The sequence below is a fragment of the Tersicoccus phoenicis genome (assembly GCF_001968835.1).
GTDB classification, from domain to species: domain Bacteria; phylum Actinomycetota; class Actinomycetes; order Actinomycetales; family Micrococcaceae; genus Tersicoccus; species Tersicoccus phoenicis.
Genome location: NZ_MRDE01000124.1, coordinates 1 through 606, shown reverse-complemented (window position 1 = coordinate 606; position 606 = coordinate 1). Strand labels below are relative to the sequence as shown.

At 56.4% G+C, this 606-nt stretch carries 1 rRNA gene; it reads right to left on the bottom strand.

Annotated features, from left to right (window positions below):
• Nucleotides 1-606: ribosomal RNA gene (locus tag BKD30_RS15415) — 23S ribosomal RNA — on the bottom strand; the annotation flags it as partial.

The following is a 606-nucleotide window of genomic DNA, read 5'->3' as shown; positions in this document are numbered from 1 at the left end:
GGATAGGGACCGAACTGTCTCACGACGTTCTAAACCCAGCTCGCGTACCGCTTTAATGGGCGAACAGCCCAACCCTTGGGACCTACTCCAGCCCCAGGATGCGACGAGCCGACATCGAGGTGCCAAACCATGCCGTCGATATGGACTCTTGGGCAAGATCAGCCTGTTATCCCCGAGGTACCTTTTATCCGTTGAGCGACGGCCCTTCCACGAGGTGCCGCCGGATCACTAGTCCCGACTTTCGTCCCTGCTCGAGATGTCTCTCTCACAGTCAAGCTCCCTTGTGCACTTACACTCGACACCTGATTGCCAACCAGGCTGAGGGAACCTTTGGGCGCCTCCGTTACTCTTTAGGAGGCAACCGCCCCAGTTAAACTACCCATCAGGCACTGTCCCTGACCCGGATCACGGGTCGAAGTTAGACATCCGAAGCGGCCAGAGTGGTATTTCAACGATGACTCCCCCCACACTGGCGTGCGGGGTTCACAGTCTCCCACCTATCCTACACAAGCCGCACCGAACACCAATACCAAACTATAGTAAAGGTCTCGGGGTCTTTCCGTCCTGCTGCGCGTAACGAGCATCTTTACTCGTAGTGCAATTTCG